This window comes from Cellulophaga sp. F20128 (assembly GCF_023015805.1).
GTDB lineage: Bacteria > Bacteroidota > Bacteroidia > Flavobacteriales > Flavobacteriaceae > Cellulophaga.
On record NZ_JALKBA010000007.1, the window covers coordinates 1 to 20,876 of the forward strand.

The window sequence follows — 20,876 nt, forward strand, 5'->3', positions numbered from 1 at the left end:
ATATCAGGTATTGAAGGAGCTCAAATTTTAAAGAACAATAAAACAGGAGTAATGATTGCAGGAAAAATAGTTGATCTCACACCAAATCTAGCATTAAAACTAACCAAGTTTGTACTGAAAAAAGCTATAAAGATAGGGATACAAAAAGGGATTTCTTATTAAATAAAACACACCTAATTATGACAAAACTTGAAGAGTTAACAGCATTAGTAGTCAATGAACTCAATGACTTTAAAACTGGTATTGAGAAATTAGAGAAAATCAATAGGGCATTAATTGACACTAAAATTAAGATGGATTTAACCGAATATAAATCCATGATTGAAACCCAGCAACAGGAAATGACATCTCATAAGGAATTTATGAAAAGCTTTGAAAATCGTTTTAATAACAAAACCAATCAAGCTAAAATTTATCCTACTTGGGCAGTTGTGGTTTTTATTGTTAGCTTAGTATTTAGTTTTGCTTCTTTATCCTATATTATTTTAACCTAAACAATTTCAATTAATTCTAATAGAACTATAAACAAAACCAGATAAATATAGTTCTCCCTTACTTTTTTAATTAAAACTTGATAACATTAAGCAAATAAATCAACATTAACATCTTTTTTCAAAAAACTCGATCAGTTAAGTTATATACACAACCCAAATAAGATTTACAAAAATTGTAACCTTAAAAAAAAAGACATTAGAACACTGGTATTGGGATTAATTAAAAGATTGTAGTTTTTGTATGCGCCACATTACATATTCAACAAGGCTATCACATTTAGAGTTTCCAAATTCAAAAATATCCTGTGAATTTGCAGTATTGAGAAGAAATTTTTTCATCATATTCCTAGCCCTATGAAGTCTTACTTTCACATTACTATTGGTTAAATCAAGACCTTTTGAAATTTCCGAAATTTCCATACCTTCGACTTCTTTAAGCATATACACAACCTTGTACTTATGAGGTAATGCATCAATAGCCTTTTCAATAAAAGCGGTGGATTCTTTATACATAATCTTACTTTCTGGGTTCATAGAGGATGTATCCGCAATTTGAAATACGCCTGTTTCTTGCATAAGGTCTGCAACTTGATGTCTTTTAGATTTCCTTTTCCGTTGAAGGGCTTCATTAATTCCAATTCTTACTAACCAGGTTGAAAACATAGCTTCATTTTTAAACTGATAAATTTTTTGAAAAGCTTTAACGTATGCGTCCTGCATTGTATCTTCAACATCTGCTTCAATATCTATATAACTACGAATAGTTCTATAAAGCAGTTCATTATACCGTCTCATTAAAATTTCGAAAAGCTCAGTTTGACCATTCAATATTTTTTCTACAACCATAAAATCCGGCAGTAATGTTGTCGAAACAATTTCTTTTTTCTTTTCTGAATTTCCATTACCCATATTCACTCTTTTTTAATTAGATGCAATAATCCAAATTAGGTTACAAGAATACTATAAGAAATTCAACCAATACCCCCAATTTGTACAACATCACTCTTTTTATTGCCAATTCGATCATTTTTAGTAAATCACGTATAAATAAGAATAAACTATGAAGTTTTCTGGCTTCGTATTGTGTAAGCGACAGCATTGTCAAAAAAGAAAAAAAAGAGCTCTTCAAATCCCTAAAAAAAATAGTTTTTTGTAACCACAATACATTTTCTGCATCCAATGGATAATAATTATAAAAATTTTATCATGAAATCACTTATAAGTATGCTATTGTTTGAATTAATTTGTTTTTCATCCTACGGACAGCAAAAAGATGAATTGTCAGATCCAGAAGTAGCTTCTGTAGCTGTTGTCGCAAATCAAATTGATATTAGCTACGCAGAAATAGCGCTCAAAAAATCAAAAAATAACGAAATTCTTGAATTCGCAAATCGAATGATAACCGACCATAATGTGGTAATTAAACAGGCAGTTGATCTGGTAACAAAACTTAGTGTTACCCCTAAAGATAATGCAATTAGTAAATCATTAGTGGAAGACGCTGAAAAAATTAATAAGAAGCTACTTAAAGCTAAAAAAAAGAAGTTTGATAATATATATATAGATAACGAAGTTGCATACCATAAGGCAGTTATTGCCGCGGTAAAAAACTTATTAATTCCAGAATCCGACAATATGGAACTTAAGGAATTATTAGAAGCCGTTTTACCTGCATTAGAAGCACATCTAGAGCATGCGGAAATGGTTCAAAAGCAATTATAATCTTGTAATAATAAAACAAAACGATTATGAACTTCCTTAAGAAAAAAAAGATACTACTGTTTGTTACTGTTGTTATAGGATTTGGAATATCCATGGTAGCTCAAAACGCTCCCAAAAAACATATTGTTGAAATTAAAAAAATGAAGTTTATTCCAGCCGAAATCAATGTAAAAAAAGGAGATACGGTCGTTTGGATAAATAAAGAATTTTTTCCTCACGATGTAACCGACCAAAAGACTAAAGCTTGGGGTTCCGGACCATTCGGACAAAATGAAACTTGGAGCAAGGTTATTACCAAAAACGAAAATTATTTCTGCAACCTACATAAAGTTATGAAAGGAATTATAAAAATTAAGAAATAAAATATTAACGCAAAAACCAAAAATTATGACAAACAAATTTATGACCCCAGTGCTCCTACTAATTATGGTATTTAGCCTTTTTAGTTGCAATAATGATGATTCTGGTTCTACACCTATAATTCCTCCAGGTGAGGGAAGTTTAAATTTACCCCCATTAGATCCTCAATTAGTTCAAGAAGGCCAAGATGTCTTTCGATATGACACTTTCGGAGATGAAACATTTTGGACAGATGTATTACAAATGAACCAAGTAATAGAAACAGCTATAAGTCCGAATACAGCTTTAAATGTGGGTTTAAAGGTGGATGCCGAAGCTTTACCACCAGCTGTTGTTACTGCTATTCAAAATGGGGAGGTTGATTTAGATGACCCTCAAACCACGTTGGTCTTATTACAACTTAATGCTGTTCTTGGGGTTCAAGGACAAGTCAGTAAAAACCCTGATGGTAGCTTGTCGTTGGACAGAATGGGCGTTACTTGCGCGTTGTGCCACTCAACTGTTGACGACTCCTTTGCCCCTGGCATTGGTAGTCGTTTGGATGGATGGGCAAATCGGGATTTAGACCCTGGTTTAATTATTTCATTATCTCCAGCTCTAGACCAACCAACAAAGGATGTTTATGCTTCTTGGGGGCCTGGAATTTACGATCCAAGATTTAACAATGATGGTTTGAATAACCCAGTTGTCATCCCACCTGCGTATGGCTTATATGGCCTTCCTAAAGCTATTTTTACTGGAGATGGAGATGTAGAACGCGAGCCCGCAGGACCTGTGGCTTATTGGAATAGATATGTAGCGGTTACTCAAATGCACGGACACGGATATTTCGCCGATGCACGCCTCAATTTAGAAGTTGACCATAGAGAAAATGATGATTTAGTAACAGATAAACTGCCTGCTTTGCAAGCGTATCAATTTTCTATTTCAGCTCCCACAGCTCCCGTCAGTTCTTTTGATGCGAATGCCGCTGCCAGAGGAAAAGCGCTTTTTTCTGGAAAAGGACAGTGTTCAAGTTGTCATTCCGGGCCATTATTTACTGATGTTATCGATGGTGGGAAATTACATCCTCAAAATGCATCTGTGGCAGTAGATAAAGATTATGTTAATCGCTCAGCTACAAAGAAATGGAGAGTTACACCACTTAAAGGAATTTGGCAACACCCTCCTTATTTTCATGATGGCTCTGCGGCTACCTTGGCTGATGTAGTCGCAAGATATAACCAGCAAATGAATCTTAATTTAAATACGGCAGAAATGGCTGATCTTACTGAATATCTGAAATCTATATAGTTATTGGTTGGTAGTGTAAAAAGAAGAATAAAGACTTATTTAATATTCTGCTTTTATAAGCATCTTTTTGGAGCGATACATTCTTTAAGAATCAATCCCTAAAGAGGTGCTTTTTTTTATGTGCAAGTACTAAAGTTTGATAAAATGTGTCCTATTTAAAAAGATCTTGGTATTAGAACAATATATAATTGATTATTAACAAAATGAAAGGCCTAAAAGAAATCCTATTCTCTACCCGTACCATGACGGTTCTTTTGCTTTTATATGGTATTTCCATGGCAGTTGCAACTTTTGTAGAAAACGACTATGATACACCTACAGCAAAAACGCTTATTTATAACTCGATTTGGTTTGAAATTTTGATGCTTTGGTTGATTGTCTTGTTCGCTGCAAATATTAAGACTTATAGACTTACAAGACAAGAAAAATGGCCGCTATTGGTATTTCATTTAGCTTTTATTTTTATGTTTATTGGAGGCGCTGTAACGCGTTACATAAGTTTTGAAGGACAAATGCCGATTAAAGAAGGACAGACTACCAATGAAATTATCAGTGATCTCACTTATTTCAAATTGATTGTAAGCGATGGAAACAAAACATTAAGCTACGACAAAAACCCCTATATGATGTCTTATTTTAATGCAAAAGACACTAAATGGCCTTTCAAAAGAACCTTTAAACAAAAATATCGATTTGGAAATAAAGTTATTGCCTTAAAAACCATTGACTATATTCCGTTAGCCAAGGACTCTGTTCAAAAAACCGAATCGGGAAAGAAGATGCTCAATATTGTATCTTTAGGACATGGAGGTCGAGAAAATACTTATATCCCTGAAGGCGAAACCAAGAATATAGAAGGAACACTATTTAGTTTTAACAACCCGGTCCAAGGCACAGTTCAACTCAAGGAAACGGATAGTATCATTACGATTGTACTTCCCAATGATGGACACTACATGTCTATGGAAGGACAGCAAAAAGGTATCGTAACTGATTCTACCTTATTGGCGCAACGTTCTGGCGAACTTAAAGCGAATGCATCTGCCATTTTGAATCACAGGACACTCTACACCGTTAACACAACCAATTTCATCATCCCTGAAAACGCCTTCAATGGAAAAATTGTTTACTACAATGGGAACAAAAACGACCCGATGGATAAAAATCTTTTGGAAGTGATTCAGTTGGAATTAACCTCGGGAAATGAAATAGATACACTGTTGATAAAAGGGGGGAAAGGTGTTACTGAATTAGATAAAACTGTAAGGATTAATGGGCTGAATGTTTCCTTGGGATTTGGTTCCAAAATACTTTATACTGATTTTTATTTGCGATGTGATGATTTTTTACTGGAACGTTATCCAGGGTCAAATAACCCATCATCTTATGAAAGCAAGATAACCGTTATTGATGGAGAAACAGAGAATCAGCATCATATTTATATGAATAATGTGATGGATTATCGTGGCTACCGATTCTTTCAGGCCAGTTATTTCCCTGATGAAACCGGAACCATCCTTTCTGTAAATGCCGACAAATGGGGAACAAATATTACCTATTTTGGATATTTTTTATTGTTTACAGGAATGTTTTTCACGCTCTTCTGGAAAGGGACTCGTTTTTGGAATCTCAATAATTCTTTAAAGAAAATGCACGCGAAAAGTCGTGTATTGATTCCTTTTTTAATGCTTTTAGGCTTAGGATTCGGAGTGAATCTCAGTTTCGCCCAAAATAGTGTCGTTCAAACTACAGAGACAACAAGTTTAAAACGACAGAAACTTGGACCAAATGCTCAATTTGCAAAGCCTAGCGAGTTTGGACTCAAAAGGATAATTGATCCCGTTCATGCCGAAAAATTTGGACATCTTTTAGTTCAGGATTTTCAAGGCAGGATTAAACCTATGAACACACATAGTCTTGAACTACTTAGGAAGATTTATAAGAAAGATTCATATCACAAAGGAACACAGACTATATCTTCAGAACAATGGTTTATTTCCATGCAGATCGATCCTAGTTTTTGGGCCAATGAACCATTGATAAAAGTGGGTAAAAACGGAGGTGATAAATTAATAAAGGAAACAGATGCCAATGAAGATGGTTATACGTCATACACCAATCTTGTGGACATGAATACAGGCGTTTTTAAGCTGGAAGAACAGAATAACTTATCTTTCAGCAAACGGAAAGCCGACCAGTCTAAATATGACAAAGCCGTAATAGAGGTGACCGAACGCTTTAATGTTTTCAGCAATATCGCTTTTGGGTATTATACGCAAACCGTTCCAATAAAAAACGATTCAGCACAAACATGGACAAGTTGGATATACAGTACTGAAGAAAATTCTGTAATGATTGACACGACAGCTTATGCACTGTTAACCAATTATTTTAATGGTGCCAAAGAAGGGTTGAAAACCGGAAATTGGAACAGTGCTGATAACGCTATTGAAGACATCCGTGAATTTCAGCAGATTTGGGGTGAAAAAGTTATGCCACCAAAAACAAAGGTACAACTGGAGATTCTCTATAATCATCTAAACATTTTCTTCTGGTTGATGATAATTTACAGTTTTTTGGGTGTGTTTATGATCTTGCTTGGTTTTGCGGAGGTATTTTCTCTTGGATCAAGATATCATAACATGATTCGTATTTTGACCAAAACCTTATTGGGTATCATGGTTGCAGCACTAGTCGTACAAGTGATGGCTTTAGCATTACGTTGGTATCTTTCGGGACATGCCCCTTGGAGTAATGGATATGAAGCTATAATATTTATTTCTGGAATAGGTGTACTTTCAGGTTTGCTTCTTTACAGAAATCGGAATGCTTTTATTCCTGCAGCTGGAGCGTTGGTCGCCATGATCATGATGGGTTTTGCCCATGGAGGTTCCATGCTCGACCCACAGATTACGCCTTTGGAACCCGTATTAAAATCCTATTGGCTCATGATTCATGTTGGCATCATAACTTCCAGTTACGGATTCTTCGGCTTATCTACAGTATTGAGTGCAATTTCATTAATACTGTTCAGTGCAAAACCTACTATAAAAATAAAGCGTTCCATTAAGGAATTGACCATAGTCAATGAAATGGCTTTAACCGTGGGCATCTTTGCCCTTGCCGTAGGCACCTTTCTAGGAGGAATGTGGGCTAATGAGAGTTGGGGAAGATATTGGAGCTGGGATCCCAAAGAAACTTGGGCATTTATATCGGTTATATTATATGCTGTGGTGCTCCACTTGAGATTAGTACCGAAACTGAAGGGTAAACTTACTTTTAATATCGCAAGCCTATGGGCAATATGGCCGATTATATTTACCTATTTTGGAGTAAACTACTATCTGTCAGGATTGCATTCCTACGCTGCTGGTGACCCAATACCAATTCCTGCCTGGATTTATATTACTGCAGCAGGAATGCTTATTTTGACTTTGGTGGCTTACTTTAGAAACAAATTGAGCAAGAAACAGATTTAATTAGAACCAAGCAAAACCGATATAAGATTAGAATCGTTTTTTATCTGTCCCTTAAAAACAGACGTTACGGTTGAACTTCCCAAATCCTCAACACCTCTACAAGAAATGCAACTATGATTTGCTTTTAAAACAACACCTACATCCTCTGTGTTAAGTATAAAAGATAGTTCTTGCAATATCTGCATTGTCAATCGCTCTTGCACTTGTGGTCTTCGTGCAAAATAGTCAACAATTCTATGGATTTTAGATAATCCAATGATATAATCTTTTGGATTGTAAACAACATTGGCTATGCCTTGAATTGGTACAAAATGATGTTCACAAAACGACGTAAACGGGATATTGAGCTCAATTAAAGGCGTGTGATAACCAAACTCATTTTCAAATACAGTTACTTTAGGCTTGTTTTTTGGATTTAAACCCTTAAATACCTCGTTCACGTACATTTTTGCCACTCGCTTTGGTGTGCCCTTTATACTATCGTTGGTTAGGTCAAATCCCAATATTTCTATAATATCCTTAAACTTTTCAGTAATCAGTTCAATCTTCAATTCTTCATCTCTATCAAAAGCATCATCACGTAGCGGATTTTTGGCCACTACGTGATGATTGAAATTTTTTAAACTATCTTTTACTAAAAGGGTGTTTCCGTTTACCTCCATAAAATTAATTCTTGGCTTTATTGAAATTGTTTTCAGATAGTTTTGCCAATGAAAATGCACCAATTGCCATTACTATATCTCTCACCGCAACATCTACATAAGTCCAACTGAAAATTAAGGTCAAGGCTATTGCCACTAGCCATCCAGAAACCACATAAGCACCTAATTTCGTTTTTGTTAAAACCAGTACTCCAGCAATAATTTCGATAACACCAACTATCATCATAAATGTAGTAGGTTCAAATGGAAGCATGGATGCAAATCCTTCGGAAATGTATTGAGACCAATCGGTCAAAATGTTTGTAAATTTGTCTAGTCCTGCAACAATTGGAACTAAGCCAAAAGTGAATTTTAGCAAGGTTTTTACTAACTGTACGTTTGAGTTCATAATTCTACTATTTAGTTATTAATTTATTACACCCTTTTGATGGTAAATTTTAAAAAACGATACAAAATTTTGTAACTTTTTTTGCCTTTTTCAATCTAAACTAAAAGACACATGCACATGGAAGCTATTAATATTAATAATTATAACAATAAAAAAATAAAAGAAGCGCACGTGATAAGGCGTATTCTTGGAGGTGAGAAAGAACTCTACGAAATTTTAGTGAGACGGAATAACCAAAAATTGTTTCGGGTTATTAGAAGTTATTTAAAAGACACGGCAGAAATAGAGGATGTCATGCAAAATACTTATTTAAAAGCCTATGCCAAGCTGTATCAATTCAAATTGGAATCTTCATTTTCTACTTGGTTAATTCGCATTGCAATAAACGAATCGCTTGCTAGATTGAAGGAAAAAGGAAAACTATACCATTTAAACCAACAATCGGATATTTCAAAAAGCAATACCATTTTAGAAATTCCAGACCATAGGCAGTTAAACCCACAAGACACGATGATACAGATTGAAGCAAAGCAATTGTTGGAAAATGCTATTGACAGTTTAAGTATGAAATACAAGACTGTTTATATTATGAAACAGGTGGAAGAAATGAGTCTCAAAGAGGTAGCTGCTGCTTTAGATATATCTGTTGCCAATGTAAAAATACGTTTACATCGCTCAAAAGAAATGCTGAAAGAAAAACTTTACGAAGTCACAAATGATAAAAATGTCTTTGAATTTGGGTTTAGCAAATGCGATAGGATTACCGAGAATGTGATGAATATGGTATAATAGCTAACAATAAAAAGATTCAACAAAAACTATTATGCCTATAAAAACAGAAAAGCTCAATTAATTACATATTTGAATACACAAGTAGTTAGTTTCTTTATACAAACCGTATATGGAATAGGGCTTAATAACATGTATCAATCTGAATTACAGCAGATTAGATGTTTGAAGTTTTTCATCCAACGAAAAGTTAAAATTTACAAATTAAATCAAAAACAATGAAAATTAAACCAGTAAAGATCATATCTATCGGCTTCAACACACATGATGTCTTGCATATTGTAACCGCCAAACCGAAAGGAATTGAATTCGTCCCAGGGCAAGCTACCGAAATTTTTATTGATAAAGAAGGCTGGTATAACCAAGGTAGAGCGTTTACTTTTACTTGTTTACCAACAGATGATTATTTAGAATTCTTGATAAAAATCTATCCTTCTCACAAAGGAGTTACCAACAGACTACTTGATTTAAAAGCAGGAGACAAGCTTATTATAAATGATGTTTTTGGTGCAATCACCTATAATGGAGAAGGAACCTTTATTGCCGGTGGTACTGGAATAACGCCATTTATATCAATCTTTAGGGAATTAAAAGCACATAATAAATTGGGCAACAACAGACTTATTTATGCGAACAAAACGAAAAAAGACATCATACTTGAAAATGAATTTAAGGAAATGTTAGGTGATAATTTTATTAATATACTTTCTGAAGAAAAAATAGAAGGCTATTCTTACGGAAGGGTTTCCAAAAATTTCATAAAGAATAATTCGAACGTTTCAAATTCTATTTTTTATGTATGTGGCCCACCACATATGATGTTGGCTGTGGAAAAATATTTATTACAATTAGGGGTGAGTAAGAAAAATATTGTGACCGAAGAATTTTAATAAATATTTATATAGAAGTCAAATAATTTTATGGCACAATAAGATAACAAGAAAGTTAAGACCATTAAATATAGCGCGCACCTAATTGATAAATTTTTTGCTATGTTTCAAAAACATCTATCTGATATGGTTAATAGATGTTAGTAATTCTCTAAGTTCTGGTAAATTTCCGCCTTTCAATATGATTATTTAAATTATTTAACTTAAATTTTAACTATAAATTAAGTTCCAAGTACTAGCACTAGTACAAATTGATTAGACCTTTTTGTTATCAATCCTAATGGAGGCAATATGAAAAAATTAAGGAATCATAGAAACACTGATTGGAGCGATTTTTATTCAACACAACAATAATAAAAATATTGCTAATAATAACTTTGTAGTAAAATAATACTCCTCTTTTAATATGTACTTTATTACATCTTGACAGAAAATATAGAGCGCGTTACTCACAGCAAGCCTATGGACCCTTTTTCATATTTCTATAAGGTATTATTCTTAACAGCAAAACAATAGCAACGACTGAATCACCCACTAAACTAGTTTATTATGAAATGAGAAATTTAAATTTTCGTTTTATCAAAATCTATTGCCTAACATTCCGAAATTCCAATGATCCAATTTGAATCGTTATAATTTTATATTATAGATTGGTAACTATAAATCTTCTAATTTGCTTTTTAATAAATAAACAAGTAAATCCGTTTCCTTTTTATGTGTTCTAAAGGACAAAATAGCTGCACGTAATGTGAATTGGCTGTCAAGAATTGTTGAAGAAATAAAGACACGGCCATCTTCGAGAATATGGTTTAACAGAGCCGTGTTCAGGGCCTCGTTATCACGATCTTTAAAGTTAAATCTGAAAGCTATGATTGTCAGATCCGGTTCGCAAACAATCGTAAACCCCAATTGCCGTAATTCTTTGCATAAATAAATTGTAAGTCTCAACTTTTCTTCAAGGTAATCGGAGAAAATGTCTACCCCATATAGTTTTAAAGGTAACCACATACGCAATCCTCTAAAGTGCTTACTCATTTCAGGAGACAAATCCGATGGAGAATAATGCATTTCCTTTTCAGCATCTTGCATATAATTTGCAGAGTACTTATTGGTATTAAGTAAATGATTTATATCCTTTACCAGTAGCATTCCGGAACCATAGGGTAAAAACATACCTTTATGAGGATCAAGAATTACTGAATCAGCCTGTTTCAAACCATATAATTTATTTTTACCGTAAGTGGTCATAGCAAAAAAGCCTCCATAGGCTGCATCTACATGAAACCAAATAGAATATTCTCTACATATTGCACTTAGTTTTTCCAGAGGATCAATGGCCCCAACATCAGTAGAACCGGCATTGGCAATTGCCAAAAATGGTTTTAAACCATCATTAACATCTTTTTTTATTTGAGATTTGAGTTCGAAAGTAGAAATTCTAAAATCACTATCTAAAGGTATTTGACGTAAAACACACTCTTCCAGCCCAACGATATTAATTGCTTTGTAAATACTGTGATGTGTTTGTGTTGAGCAGTAGATTACACTTTTTAATAGATTCTTTGAGGTAATGTTTTTAGACTTTTTGGCTGTTGATAATGCAATTAGATTGGCAATACTACCTCCCGATGTTAAGTTTCCACCAAACCCTTTTGAATATCCTATTAAGTTGCCTACCCATTTTATTAATGCATCTTCCATTCTTACAGCACCTGGTGAGGCATAGAATATACCAGCGTATCTATTTGTAACTGCGGCGAGGTAATCACCTAGAGCAGAGCTATATATACCACCTCCCGGGATATAACCAAAATTACCCCCTGAAGCAGGATTTAAACCAGTATCAACTACACGCTCCTTTATTAAACCAAGTATATTCTCCAGTTTTAAAGTTTCTTTTCCAATTTCAAATAAATTATCCTGTTTTGTTTTATTTTGACCGCTATTATTAAAAGCTTTTGTTTCGCTAATTGTGTTTAAAAATTCATTGGCGAAATTCAAAATTACATTATCAATTTCTTTCCGTTTCTCCTCGTTTTCCTCCAAGGGAAAATTATCGTTAGAACAGGATTGATGCTCTTTTTTAAAATCCATAATTTATTATTATGAAATAGAATTTACATTTTCAATAAATGATAATTGACTCCTATAATTTATACCCAGTTTGGATATAACTTCTTTCCGCTCCTAATTGTATTAAACAATTTCTAATATCCTCTTCAAAAGCTTTTGGTCCACATATATAAAAATATTGATTTATATTTTTTATTTGTTCTTTCATAAAAATATAATCGACTCTTCCAGAAATCATATTCTGTGCTTTGGATATGCTCAAAATATTAATATAATTTTCACCAAAAAGAGGCTTCAAATCAGATTTAAAGAGGATGTCATTTTTCGTTTTGTTCGCATAAATCAATTTATTGTCCTTTATTTCTGTACCCGAGTTAACTAGTGATTTCAAGATGGGTACAAATGGTGTTATTCCAGTACCACCCGCAATAAAAACACCTCTACCCTTATATTCAAAGGTACTCCACGGTTCAGTTATTTGTAAAATTGCACCACTATCTAATGATGCTAACCCATTGGTCAAACTTCCTTTGTTCTGATTTATCTTGATATACAGTTCTAAAAAAGGACTGTCGTTGGTATTTGTAATTGTAAATGGTGCTACATCAAGTTCATATCCAGGTTGATCTATGCTTAAATCAATAGCCTGTCCGGGTGCAAATGTATATCCATAAGGTTTCTGTATTTGAAAACGAATTACATTGTGGTTAATTTGTTGTTTGTGTAAGATCTTGGATCTGTAAGGAAAAATAAAACCGTTCATAGAATAATCTTTTTTGGTTATCTATTTGATTAAAAAGTTCAAGTTTGGTTACAATTTTATAACATAAGCTATAAATTTCATCCCGATCATTTCAGGAATTCGCAATACAATCGTATACGTATCAAGGTCTGCCTTACCTCAAAAGCCTATAAACCTAATATCATTAGTTATAGAGGAGAAGTCATCAAAATTTAAGAAAGGTATATCCCTGGTTTTATTAATAGTTAGATTAAGGATAAAGTTCTAAGAGGTCGTTTCAAGTGGATTTTGGAGCCAGGGTAGGAAAAAATCAGAAAAGAGGGAATGTAATTTCACCTAACAACCAATTAGTTATTATAAAGGGTTGTTTAGCACCAAAATGATTGATTTAGTGTGGTTTGTAAAAAACAGGATAGTAACCAACATCATTCGGAAATCGACATTATTAATAAGCGAATTAACATTCTCAACTTCAACATTAAAAATATGGATCAAACTAACCTCTGATTTAGGATTATTTAAGATGAATACAATAGTAGATTTATCATCGACCCACTATTTATCAGTAAATATGTATTTTGATTATTCGTATCAGGATGATTTCTTTCCGAAATAGTTTTTTGAATTAATTTTGATTTAAGACAGTATTGTAATAGATAAGCATGACAATATCTACCTATTAAGTATCACAACAATTTCAAATTAACCGGACAAATGTATAAAACGCAACCCTAAACTGAGGCAAGAGGCTTAAGGACTAGCTAATAAAATAAACCTTAAAAAAACTTCAACTATCATAGGCATTAAGTAAAGCATACTAAATACCTAATCTTATAAGTTCTGTGGATGAAATTTAAGAAAAGATGCGGAAAAGGAATTTCGAATTAGAGATTCAACTGCATAAATCTTTTAAAGAATTTACTACCAGGTTTAATGAACATTTTAAACTCTTCAATAATTCTGGGCTAAATAATAATTATTTATCGGATGTTAAAATACCTACAAGATTAGAAATCCACAAAGCCAATCGGAATAGATGATGAGATTAATTTAAAAATTAATCACATTATCTAATGCATCGTCGGCATCTTTGTGCATAAAATTTGCTTGATAGTTTACGGTCGTCGTAATTGAGGAATGACGATAAAGTTTCTGAAGCATTTGAATTGGAATTTTCTCACCTGAAATATTTCCAAAGCTATGTCTTGCAATATGCATACTCATATTTTTTTTGATCCCAACTTGTATTGAAGCTCTTTTCAATAATCGATTAAGGTTTCTTGTAACGGATTGAATTCTTACAGAAACTTCTTCATAATCCCTTAAATTGGTGCTTCCAAGATATGGGAATATAAGATTATTGGGAGTTTCTAATTTTCTATAAATGTCGAGTAATACCTTTGCCTTATTTGGAACTTTCAAAGAAACAAGTTTACTGTTTTTGTCCATTCGATAGAGTAATCGGTTATCAACAATATCCGACCATTTTAACTTTAAGACATCAGCAACTCGAATACCTGCAAAATAAAAGCTAATGAGCCAAACATTAACTGCATTCTGTTGCGCTTCAGAAAGATTGTTAACCACTTCTAGCTTTTGAATTTCTTCTATATTCAATCCAATTTTTTGAGATTCAGGAATTCTAATTGTCATTTTGCCTTTACCAAAAGGATATAGCCCTCTGTCCGTAATAGATTCTGCAATAGCAAGATTATAAATTGTTCTGATTAAAATAAGGTAGTTAACGACCGTTCTAGGGGAAAGCTTTTTGCTATGTATTAAATAGGTTTCAAATTTCTTTAGTAACACAACATTTAACTTGTTAAAAGGAAGCACATCCTTACCTAAAAATTCCTTAAACTTTTTTAAGCGGCCAAACTCAGTATCATATTGATGATGTTTATTTCTATTTTTAAGATTTTTAAGGTGCATATTGGCAACAACAAAGAAATCAAAGCCCTTGTTTTCTACTATCTTGTTTCTAATTTCTGCAACTGATTCGTACTCTGGTTTCATTTCAGATTTTAAAACCTTATCATTAGCTTCTGCAACTTTACTGACAATAAAATTATTGAGCACCTTTGAGTTTGGATGGGACTTCCGAACGTTACGATTTTTTTCGTCCCAAAATTTTTCATCAATATATTGCCCCGTATTTAGGAAAGAACTTTTACGGTCTTTAGTTATCCGTATAGCAATAGGGTACCGTCCAGCTTTATTCTTCTTTTTTCTCAAAACTGCTCTTACCGTTGCCATATTAAAACTATTAGATTATAAAGATAATCATTTTAGGTACAACATAGGTACAACATTTGTTGGTTTTGTTTGCTATTATTTGATATTAAATAATATTAATCATTAATTAACACGTTGTATTTCAGTGTATTTGCATTAGTTTAGCATACAAGCATCAAACACTCATAACCCGAAGGTCACTGGTTCGAGTCCAGTTCCCGCTACAAAGTAAACCAGCTAGAAATAGCTGGTTTTTTTGTTTGGTAAAAAAAGTGAAGCTTGCTTTAGCTTTTTTTACCAAACAAAAAACACAAGGTCGCGTAGCGCCCTTGGTTTACTTTGTAAAGCTCCCCTTTAGGCCCTTTCCGAAATGCAATGAAGGAAAGAATCCAGGCCTTCTAACACATAAAATCATCATTACAAAACTAAAGCTACGCGCCCTTGGTTTACTTTGTAAAGCTCCCCTTTAGGCCCTTTCCGTAGTGTAACGAAGGAAAGAATCCAGGCCTTCTAACACATAAAATGATCATTGCAAAAAATGCTTTAGCTTTTGATGCCATAAAAAATACCACAACGCTTTAGCGTTGTAGGCTTTGCCTTGTAAAGCTCCCCTTTAGGCCCTTTCCGTAGTGTAACGAAGGAAAGAATCCAGCTAAACACTAATACTCCTAGGCTCACAATTCTTTACACACCCCTTAGTCCCCTCTTTTTAGAGGGGAGAACCTAAAAACAAAATTACGATTACAAAACTAAAACTACGCGCCCTTGGTTTCCTTTGTACAGCTCCCTTTAGGCCCTTTCCGTAGTGTAACGAAGGAAAGAATCCAGGCCTTCTAACACATAAAATCATCATTACAAAACTAAAGCTACGCGCCCTTGGTTTACTTTGTAAGCTCCCTTTAAGCCCTTTCCGTAGTGAAACGAAGGAAAGAATCCAGCTGAACACTAGATCTCCTAAGCCAACATTTCTTTACACACCCCTTAGTCCCCTCTTTCTAGAGGGGATAACCTAAGAACAAAAAGTACGATTACAAAACCATAGCGTAGCGCCCTTGGTTTCCTTTGTAAGCTCCCCCAAGGCCCTTTCCGTAGTGAAACGAAGGAAAGAATCCAATACTTAATTTAAAAAATAAAATTGTAATTACCGAATAACTTCAGAGTGAAAGCGCTTTACTGAACAGCATCTACGATTAAATTTCAGGGAATCATTTGTTTGTAAAATTTTTCACTTTCATCAACTCTGACAAACTAGTAGTAAATGGTATTGCAGAAGCTCTTCCAGACTTATAATTATTTAGTGCTCTAAAATTCCATGATAGATATTCAAATTCTTTAACTGAACAAGGTTCTAACTGTACAACCAAGTAACTTTCTTGCATAGGTTTTGGATAATCCAAACGCATTAAAGTATTCTTGCTGGTTACTCTATATTCAGGCTTTTTAATTTTAAAGATTCTAGATGACGAACTTTCACCATTTATATGTAACAGCAAATATTTTGCACTCAATGTTTCTTGATTAAGTTTTAAAGCCCCTCTGTCATTATTCATCCTAAAATTATACAGTAGCTTTTTGTTAATCCAGTCATAGTGAGCCTCTGATTTACAATATCCAACTAAAACAAAAGTTTCATCTGGAATAAACGCTCTGTTTTCATTATAGGGTTCTGGTAATGATTCTTTTACAATATCACTTTGCCTAGGAGGTGTTTTATATGTTTCAAAAGTGCGATAAGCAAGTTTTTCTCTTTGCGAAGCTCTATTAACAAAGTGTTCAATAATTTCTATAATGAAGGACTTAAGTTCCCCAATTCCACTATCCGTTTTTGATGGTCTAACAGGGAAAGCTCCTAATCCAGGTATAATCTCGTGAAAACCTTTTCTGTTTAGTGATTTATCTCCAGGATATAAAACATAGGCACCACCAGTTCTTCTAATGGCATCTTTATAGGCATGCATTTTTATTAAATCAGCATTTTTATAGATTCCTTTTTTGTTCTCTGTTTTTTCTTCATCTAAATCTTTTGCAGTATTCTGCTCAATAAAATCAGTTAGATTGGCTATTTTATATTTTGCATCAAAGTGAACATGAACTATTAATTCTTGCTTTTCAGCTTCTTTTTCCGAAATACCAAATGGCCAGAATGATAGTGTGTAATCTGGTCTTAATGTTGTAGTCCAACTTCCGGAATCCGGATATTCTTTCTTTCCACTGAATGATCGATTATAGTTAAATTGAATGTTCAATTTTCTAGTGTCCGTTTCAAAGACACCTTTCAATGCAGTATATTTACCTTGTTTAATTTGAAGGTTTAGACCATCTTTTGAGGGCTTAATTAGTTCTGAAATATCTTTAGGGTCTATTTCGAAGAGTTCTTGAAATAAGTCTAGTAGTTTAAAGAAGAGCCAATATTCATATAGTGTAGCAATGTCCTTTTTTCCTGCTCCATACACATCTTCGCCTCCTTGCCAAATCAGTTTGGCTGCTAGTTCAAACATTAGCCATGTTCTTAAAACCTCTCTATAACCTTCTTTTCTCTGGAGGATAGGGCTATTCAATTTTAAAGTTGTTGGTCTAGAAATATCTTTAAAAACAGAATGGTGTAATTGAGACTCTAACTCTCTTATTAATAAATTTGATTCAGAATCAAGATTTGAAGCTTTAGGAGCAGCTTTTTTGATATCGGAACAAAACTTTAAAAATGTTTCTAAAGCATGTTTAATAAAGCGATTTTCTGGTGTATCAACTGAATCTGTTTTACGGAGACTTGTAATTCTTTCAGGAAGTGTTTTTAAACCACAACTTTCTAAATAATGACCGGTAGGTAAATTCGTTCTTTTTCCACCTTTAACTAATTCTTTTACATTGCTATTAGAAAACCTTCTTACACTTCTAATATCTTTTTCTTCATATGCGTCAGTCCATTTGGTTACAGGTGCTGTCACTATTCTATGAATAGCATCCTTAAACTCTGCCGAATTAATTATGGATTTAATGAAGGCAAATTTTTGATATAGTGTTTGACTATCTTTAGAAAAGTCAACATCAAAATGATGAGAAACTGGAGAATTAGACTGTAAAAGTAAATCAGTACATTTCTCTGTGATGATTTCGAGCATGTCCCTGTAATCATCTCGATAGCCAGATTTAACGGATTGAATTTCTAATTTTATTGATCCAAAATTTTCTTGATTGTCTTTTTTTAATAAAGGAATCTCTAGTGTTCCAACGAATATATTTGGTGAGATTGTACCTATGTTCGATTTACGTTTATGCTGTTGAATTATATTATCACTAATATCACCAAGCATAAATTGATTGTCACTTATCTCATAGTCATAATAACACCCCTCAATTAACTGAAAGCGAGCTTCATTATTTTCAATAGCTGTTTCAATTCCATCAAATAAGGTTCCGTCTCTTTTGGAACTGATCCAAAGTTTTAATCCTTCTTGAACGGAATCTAAATTTATTTCTATTTCAGATAATTCTTTCATCTTCTAAGCCTCAGCATAACTTGCGAATCCATTATCTACTGCTCCTTTATACATCCTTGCAATTTTTTCTAAAGACAGTGGATATAGTACCTTATCATTTGAGTAATCAAAATCAACTTTATCGAAAACATCTTTAACCACCTTTAAATCCTTTGTCAAACAAAAACCGCCTAAAGTCTCTAGGATCGGAGATAACTTTCTTCTTGAACCATGAAGCTTTGGAAGTAACTTTTGCATAATAGCAATATCTAACTTTTCAGAAGTCGTTAGTACATTGTTTAAAGTATCTAATTGATTAATCAATCTCAGAATCTCAGAAGCACTTCTATAACCAAACTCTGCACCTGTTTTTTGTAATTCACCAAAGAAATTAAGTAGTGTTTTAGTGATTACATCTAGGTCTTTGGTGGTAAACGATTTGATGTTTGAAAGACTTATAAAGTTTTGAGCCATATTTGCTCCTTTAGCTAACAAAGCTTTCATATTTAGATCGTTTGCTTTGCCAAGGAAACCTTCCATTTCGCTATTATTAATGCGAAACTCTATTGTATTCGCTCTATCTAAAACTTTTGGACTAAACATATTGGTGGTTTCATCAATATTTACTGTGCCTATTATAAATAAATTTGCTGGAACTTTAAGTTTTGAAGGAACACCATTATCCACAGTACCATCAGCATAAAGTGGAATTTCTTCATTCGATTCCATTACACTTAGAAAATCCGCAAAATACCTTTCAACATGACTCAAATTCATCTCATCTAATATCAGAAAATGCGGAAGTTCAGGATTGGAGCTTGCTTGTAATATCAAGTCTATTACACCACTATCAGGCTTTACATATTCTTCCGGTTTTAATGCGTTAGGATAGCCGAGCAACGGTTCTCGATTGGTCCAATCTGCGCCTACCGGAATAATGCGATACTGACTTTCTTCTTGACAAATCCATTGTACATAGGCTTGGGATAACTTAGTCTTACCTGATCCGGATAAACCCGTTAAGATGACAAATGGTTTGGTCAGAAGGGAGCTAACAAATCGAGTAATGAGTTTGTCTGTGTATACTAAACCAGCACTTTTACAATCAGCTTGAAAACTTTTGATGTCAAATGATATTTGCTTTATTAAATCATTTTTAATATCAATTTCATTAACAATTGGCTCATAATCTTTTTCAAGAACGTTTATACTTTTTGAATTCAAATAATATCGCTTGGATTTATCTTTTAATTCTATCAAATCAAGATATCCAAAATTCGAGAGGAACAGTAAATATTCTTTTACCATTCTAAAATCATTATCACCAGGCGTACAGTTGGGCCATGATTTATATGGTTGCGTGTTACTTCTATAGCCAAATATTTCATTAACATATTGTCTCATAGGTAATTTTGAATACACTGAAAGTGGAATAATTATATCCTTAAGTTCTTCCGGAGATATGTACCAGTTAGACGGTGATTTAGATTGGCGTTTGATCTCGAATAAAATATTAAATATCAATTTAATAGGTGATACTTCGATGTTGTTGACACGCCATTCTTGAATGATTTCGTTTGATTCTATATGAACGTTGGGCAACGTAAAATTTGAATATAAATGTCTAATGAAGTCGTCATAACTAGGATTATCTTCTGCCATTGAAATCCCTAGGCGAGTAAGGTTAATTATGCCTCCAGTAGAATTTTCTAGTAGCTTAAGTGCCTTCCAATATTGCCCAGAATTCTCAATTATATTTTTATTTAATCCTCTATCTACCTTTGCTAAGTCAATTCTAGTTTCAAGTTCGGTTTGTAGTTCTAAAAGGTCATCTTGAAACTCTTGTGTAGTATGCTTCTGACCATTATGTTTGTATAGTATGCGTAATACTCCAATTAATATTTCGGGCGAATTTATTCCCTCGCTTGGAGTAGTTACTGCCCATCTCCATTTAAAATTTTCAAAAGGTATAATTGGTGGAATTTTAAATAGGGTCGTATCTTCTTTTACTTCCATAAACTTTATATAATGATTTAAAGCGGCCGAATACATATTGTTCCCAGATGTGTTACGGTCTATAAAGGATTGATCCTTTTTGATCTGATGAGCAAATTCTTCTACATTTGAAGTTTCCCAACTTTCTATTTCAGGAATATTATTCTCTTTAGCAATTTGGTTGATTAATTTAAAAGCGCCTATATAACTATTAACTGTGGATTCACTTTTACCTTTTATTTTCAAATATTGTTCAAAATCGTTTACCTGTCCCATCT

General features: G+C 33.4%; 15 protein-coding genes. 7 read left to right on the top strand and 8 right to left on the bottom strand.

Going from position 1 to position 20,876, the window contains the following annotated elements; all coding sequences use genetic code 11:
- Positions 1 to 179: 179 nt before the first annotated feature.
- Positions 180 to 494, top strand: a complete 315-nt coding sequence (locus tag MWU65_RS08655) for a DUF6730 family protein (RefSeq protein WP_247077036.1) — start codon at positions 180 to 182, stop codon at positions 492 to 494.
- A gap of 216 nt (positions 495 to 710) precedes the next feature.
- Here the strand turns inward: MWU65_RS08655 and MWU65_RS08660 are convergent, their stop codons facing one another.
- Positions 711 to 1,403, bottom strand: coding sequence for an RNA polymerase sigma factor (locus MWU65_RS08660; protein WP_247077038.1), 693 nt, complete (start codon positions 1,401 to 1,403; stop codon positions 711 to 713).
- 297 nt (positions 1,404 to 1,700) lie between these two features.
- Between MWU65_RS08660 and MWU65_RS08665 the strand changes: the two genes are divergently transcribed.
- The 4 genes from MWU65_RS08665 (at position 1,701) to ccsA (ending at position 7,348) form a co-directional block, all read left to right on the top strand.
- Positions 1,701 to 2,216, top strand: coding sequence for a DUF4142 domain-containing protein (locus MWU65_RS08665; RefSeq protein WP_247077040.1), 516 nt, complete (start codon positions 1,701 to 1,703; stop codon positions 2,214 to 2,216).
- Positions 2,217 to 2,242: 26 nt separating this feature from the next.
- Positions 2,243 to 2,578, top strand: a complete 336-nt coding sequence (locus MWU65_RS08670; protein WP_247077042.1) for a plastocyanin/azurin family copper-binding protein — start codon at positions 2,243 to 2,245, stop codon at positions 2,576 to 2,578.
- Positions 2,579 to 2,603: 25 nt separating this feature from the next.
- The gene (locus MWU65_RS08675) at positions 2,604 to 3,869 is read left to right on the top strand and encodes a c-type cytochrome (protein ID WP_247077044.1); all 1,266 of its coding nucleotides are present in this window, start codon (positions 2,604 to 2,606) and stop codon (positions 3,867 to 3,869) included.
- A 203-nt stretch (positions 3,870 to 4,072) separates the two neighbouring features.
- Positions 4,073 to 7,348: a cytochrome c biogenesis protein CcsA gene (gene ccsA / locus MWU65_RS08680; protein WP_247077046.1), complete on the top strand. Its 3,276-nt coding sequence runs from the start codon at positions 4,073 to 4,075 to the stop codon at positions 7,346 to 7,348.
- Here ccsA and folE read toward each other — a convergent pair.
- Both folE and MWU65_RS08690 read right to left on the bottom strand, forming a co-directional pair.
- The gene (gene folE, locus MWU65_RS08685; protein ID WP_247077048.1) at positions 7,345 to 8,010 is read right to left on the bottom strand and encodes a GTP cyclohydrolase I FolE; all 666 of its coding nucleotides are present in this window, start codon (positions 8,008 to 8,010) and stop codon (positions 7,345 to 7,347) included. The two genes, ccsA and folE, sit on opposite strands and share 4 nt — an antisense overlap.
- Before the next feature lie 4 nt (positions 8,011 to 8,014).
- On the bottom strand, positions 8,015 to 8,398 hold the full coding sequence (locus tag MWU65_RS08690; RefSeq protein ID WP_247077049.1) for a DoxX family membrane protein: 384 nt from the start codon (positions 8,396 to 8,398) through the stop codon (positions 8,015 to 8,017).
- A 117-nt stretch (positions 8,399 to 8,515) separates the two neighbouring features.
- Between MWU65_RS08690 and MWU65_RS08695 the strand changes: the two genes are divergently transcribed.
- Both MWU65_RS08695 and MWU65_RS08700 read left to right on the top strand, forming a co-directional pair.
- Entirely contained in the window at positions 8,516 to 9,187 is a 672-nt protein-coding gene (locus tag MWU65_RS08695; RefSeq protein ID WP_247077050.1) for an RNA polymerase sigma factor, read from the top strand.
- A gap of 218 nt (positions 9,188 to 9,405) precedes the next feature.
- Positions 9,406 to 10,077 (top strand): flavodoxin reductase, encoded by a 672-nt coding sequence (locus MWU65_RS08700; protein ID WP_247077051.1) that lies wholly within the window; start codon positions 9,406 to 9,408, stop codon positions 10,075 to 10,077.
- 657 nt (positions 10,078 to 10,734) lie between these two features.
- On the opposite strand, the gene MWU65_RS08705 is transcribed toward MWU65_RS08700, so the two are convergent.
- From MWU65_RS08705 to MWU65_RS08725, 5 genes are all read right to left on the bottom strand, one after another.
- Positions 10,735 to 12,171 carry an aminotransferase class I/II-fold pyridoxal phosphate-dependent enzyme gene (locus tag MWU65_RS08705; protein WP_247077052.1) on the bottom strand — a complete coding sequence of 479 codons (1,437 nt, stop codon included), beginning with the start codon at positions 12,169 to 12,171 and terminating at the stop codon, positions 10,735 to 10,737.
- A gap of 52 nt (positions 12,172 to 12,223) precedes the next feature.
- Complete coding sequence (locus MWU65_RS08710; protein ID WP_247077053.1) at positions 12,224 to 12,913, bottom strand: FAD-binding oxidoreductase; 690 nt, start codon at positions 12,911 to 12,913, stop codon at positions 12,224 to 12,226.
- Between the two features lie 1,029 nt (positions 12,914 to 13,942).
- Positions 13,943 to 15,148, bottom strand: coding sequence for a site-specific integrase (locus MWU65_RS08715; protein ID WP_247077054.1), 1,206 nt, complete (start codon positions 15,146 to 15,148; stop codon positions 13,943 to 13,945).
- Positions 15,149 to 16,332: 1,184 nt separating this feature from the next.
- Entirely contained in the window at positions 16,333 to 18,624 is a 2,292-nt protein-coding gene (locus MWU65_RS08720) for a DUF2357 domain-containing protein (protein ID WP_247077056.1), read from the bottom strand.
- Between the two features lie 3 nt (positions 18,625 to 18,627).
- Positions 18,628 to 20,874, bottom strand: coding sequence for a hypothetical protein (locus tag MWU65_RS08725; RefSeq protein WP_247077057.1), 2,247 nt, complete (start codon positions 20,872 to 20,874; stop codon positions 18,628 to 18,630).
- Positions 20,875 to 20,876: the final 2 nt, after the last annotated feature.

What these genes read in the sequence shown, in the direction of transcription:
- MWU65_RS08720 (WP_247077056.1), bottom strand. Translation starts at nt 18,624, where the DNA reads ATGAAAGAATTATCTGAAATAGAAATAAATTTAGATTCCGTTCAAGAA.
- ccsA (WP_247077046.1), top strand. Translation starts at nt 4,073, where the DNA reads ATGAAAGGCCTAAAAGAAATCCTATTCTCTACCCGTACCATGACGGTT.
- folE (WP_247077048.1), bottom strand. Translation starts at nt 8,010, where the DNA reads ATGGAGGTAAACGGAAACACCCTTTTAGTAAAAGATAGTTTAAAAAAT.
- MWU65_RS08670 (WP_247077042.1), top strand. Translation starts at nt 2,243, where the DNA reads ATGAACTTCCTTAAGAAAAAAAAGATACTACTGTTTGTTACTGTTGTT.
- MWU65_RS08695 (WP_247077050.1), top strand. Translation starts at nt 8,516, where the DNA reads ATGGAAGCTATTAATATTAATAATTATAACAATAAAAAAATAAAAGAA.
- MWU65_RS08710 (WP_247077053.1), bottom strand. Translation starts at nt 12,913, where the DNA reads ATGAACGGTTTTATTTTTCCTTACAGATCCAAGATCTTACACAAACAA.
- MWU65_RS08690 (WP_247077049.1), bottom strand. Translation starts at nt 8,398, where the DNA reads ATGAACTCAAACGTACAGTTAGTAAAAACCTTGCTAAAATTCACTTTT.
- MWU65_RS08665 (WP_247077040.1), top strand. Translation starts at nt 1,701, where the DNA reads ATGAAATCACTTATAAGTATGCTATTGTTTGAATTAATTTGTTTTTCA.
- MWU65_RS08715 (WP_247077054.1), bottom strand. Translation starts at nt 15,148, where the DNA reads ATGGCAACGGTAAGAGCAGTTTTGAGAAAAAAGAAGAATAAAGCTGGA.
- MWU65_RS08655 (WP_247077036.1), top strand. Translation starts at nt 180, where the DNA reads ATGACAAAACTTGAAGAGTTAACAGCATTAGTAGTCAATGAACTCAAT.
- MWU65_RS08675 (WP_247077044.1), top strand. Translation starts at nt 2,604, where the DNA reads ATGACAAACAAATTTATGACCCCAGTGCTCCTACTAATTATGGTATTT.
- MWU65_RS08660 (WP_247077038.1), bottom strand. Translation starts at nt 1,403, where the DNA reads ATGGGTAATGGAAATTCAGAAAAGAAAAAAGAAATTGTTTCGACAACA.
- MWU65_RS08700 (WP_247077051.1), top strand. Translation starts at nt 9,406, where the DNA reads ATGAAAATTAAACCAGTAAAGATCATATCTATCGGCTTCAACACACAT.
- MWU65_RS08725 (WP_247077057.1), bottom strand. Translation starts at nt 20,874, where the DNA reads ATGGGACAGGTAAACGATTTTGAACAATATTTGAAAATAAAAGGTAAA.
- MWU65_RS08705 (WP_247077052.1), bottom strand. Translation starts at nt 12,171, where the DNA reads ATGGATTTTAAAAAAGAGCATCAATCCTGTTCTAACGATAATTTTCCC.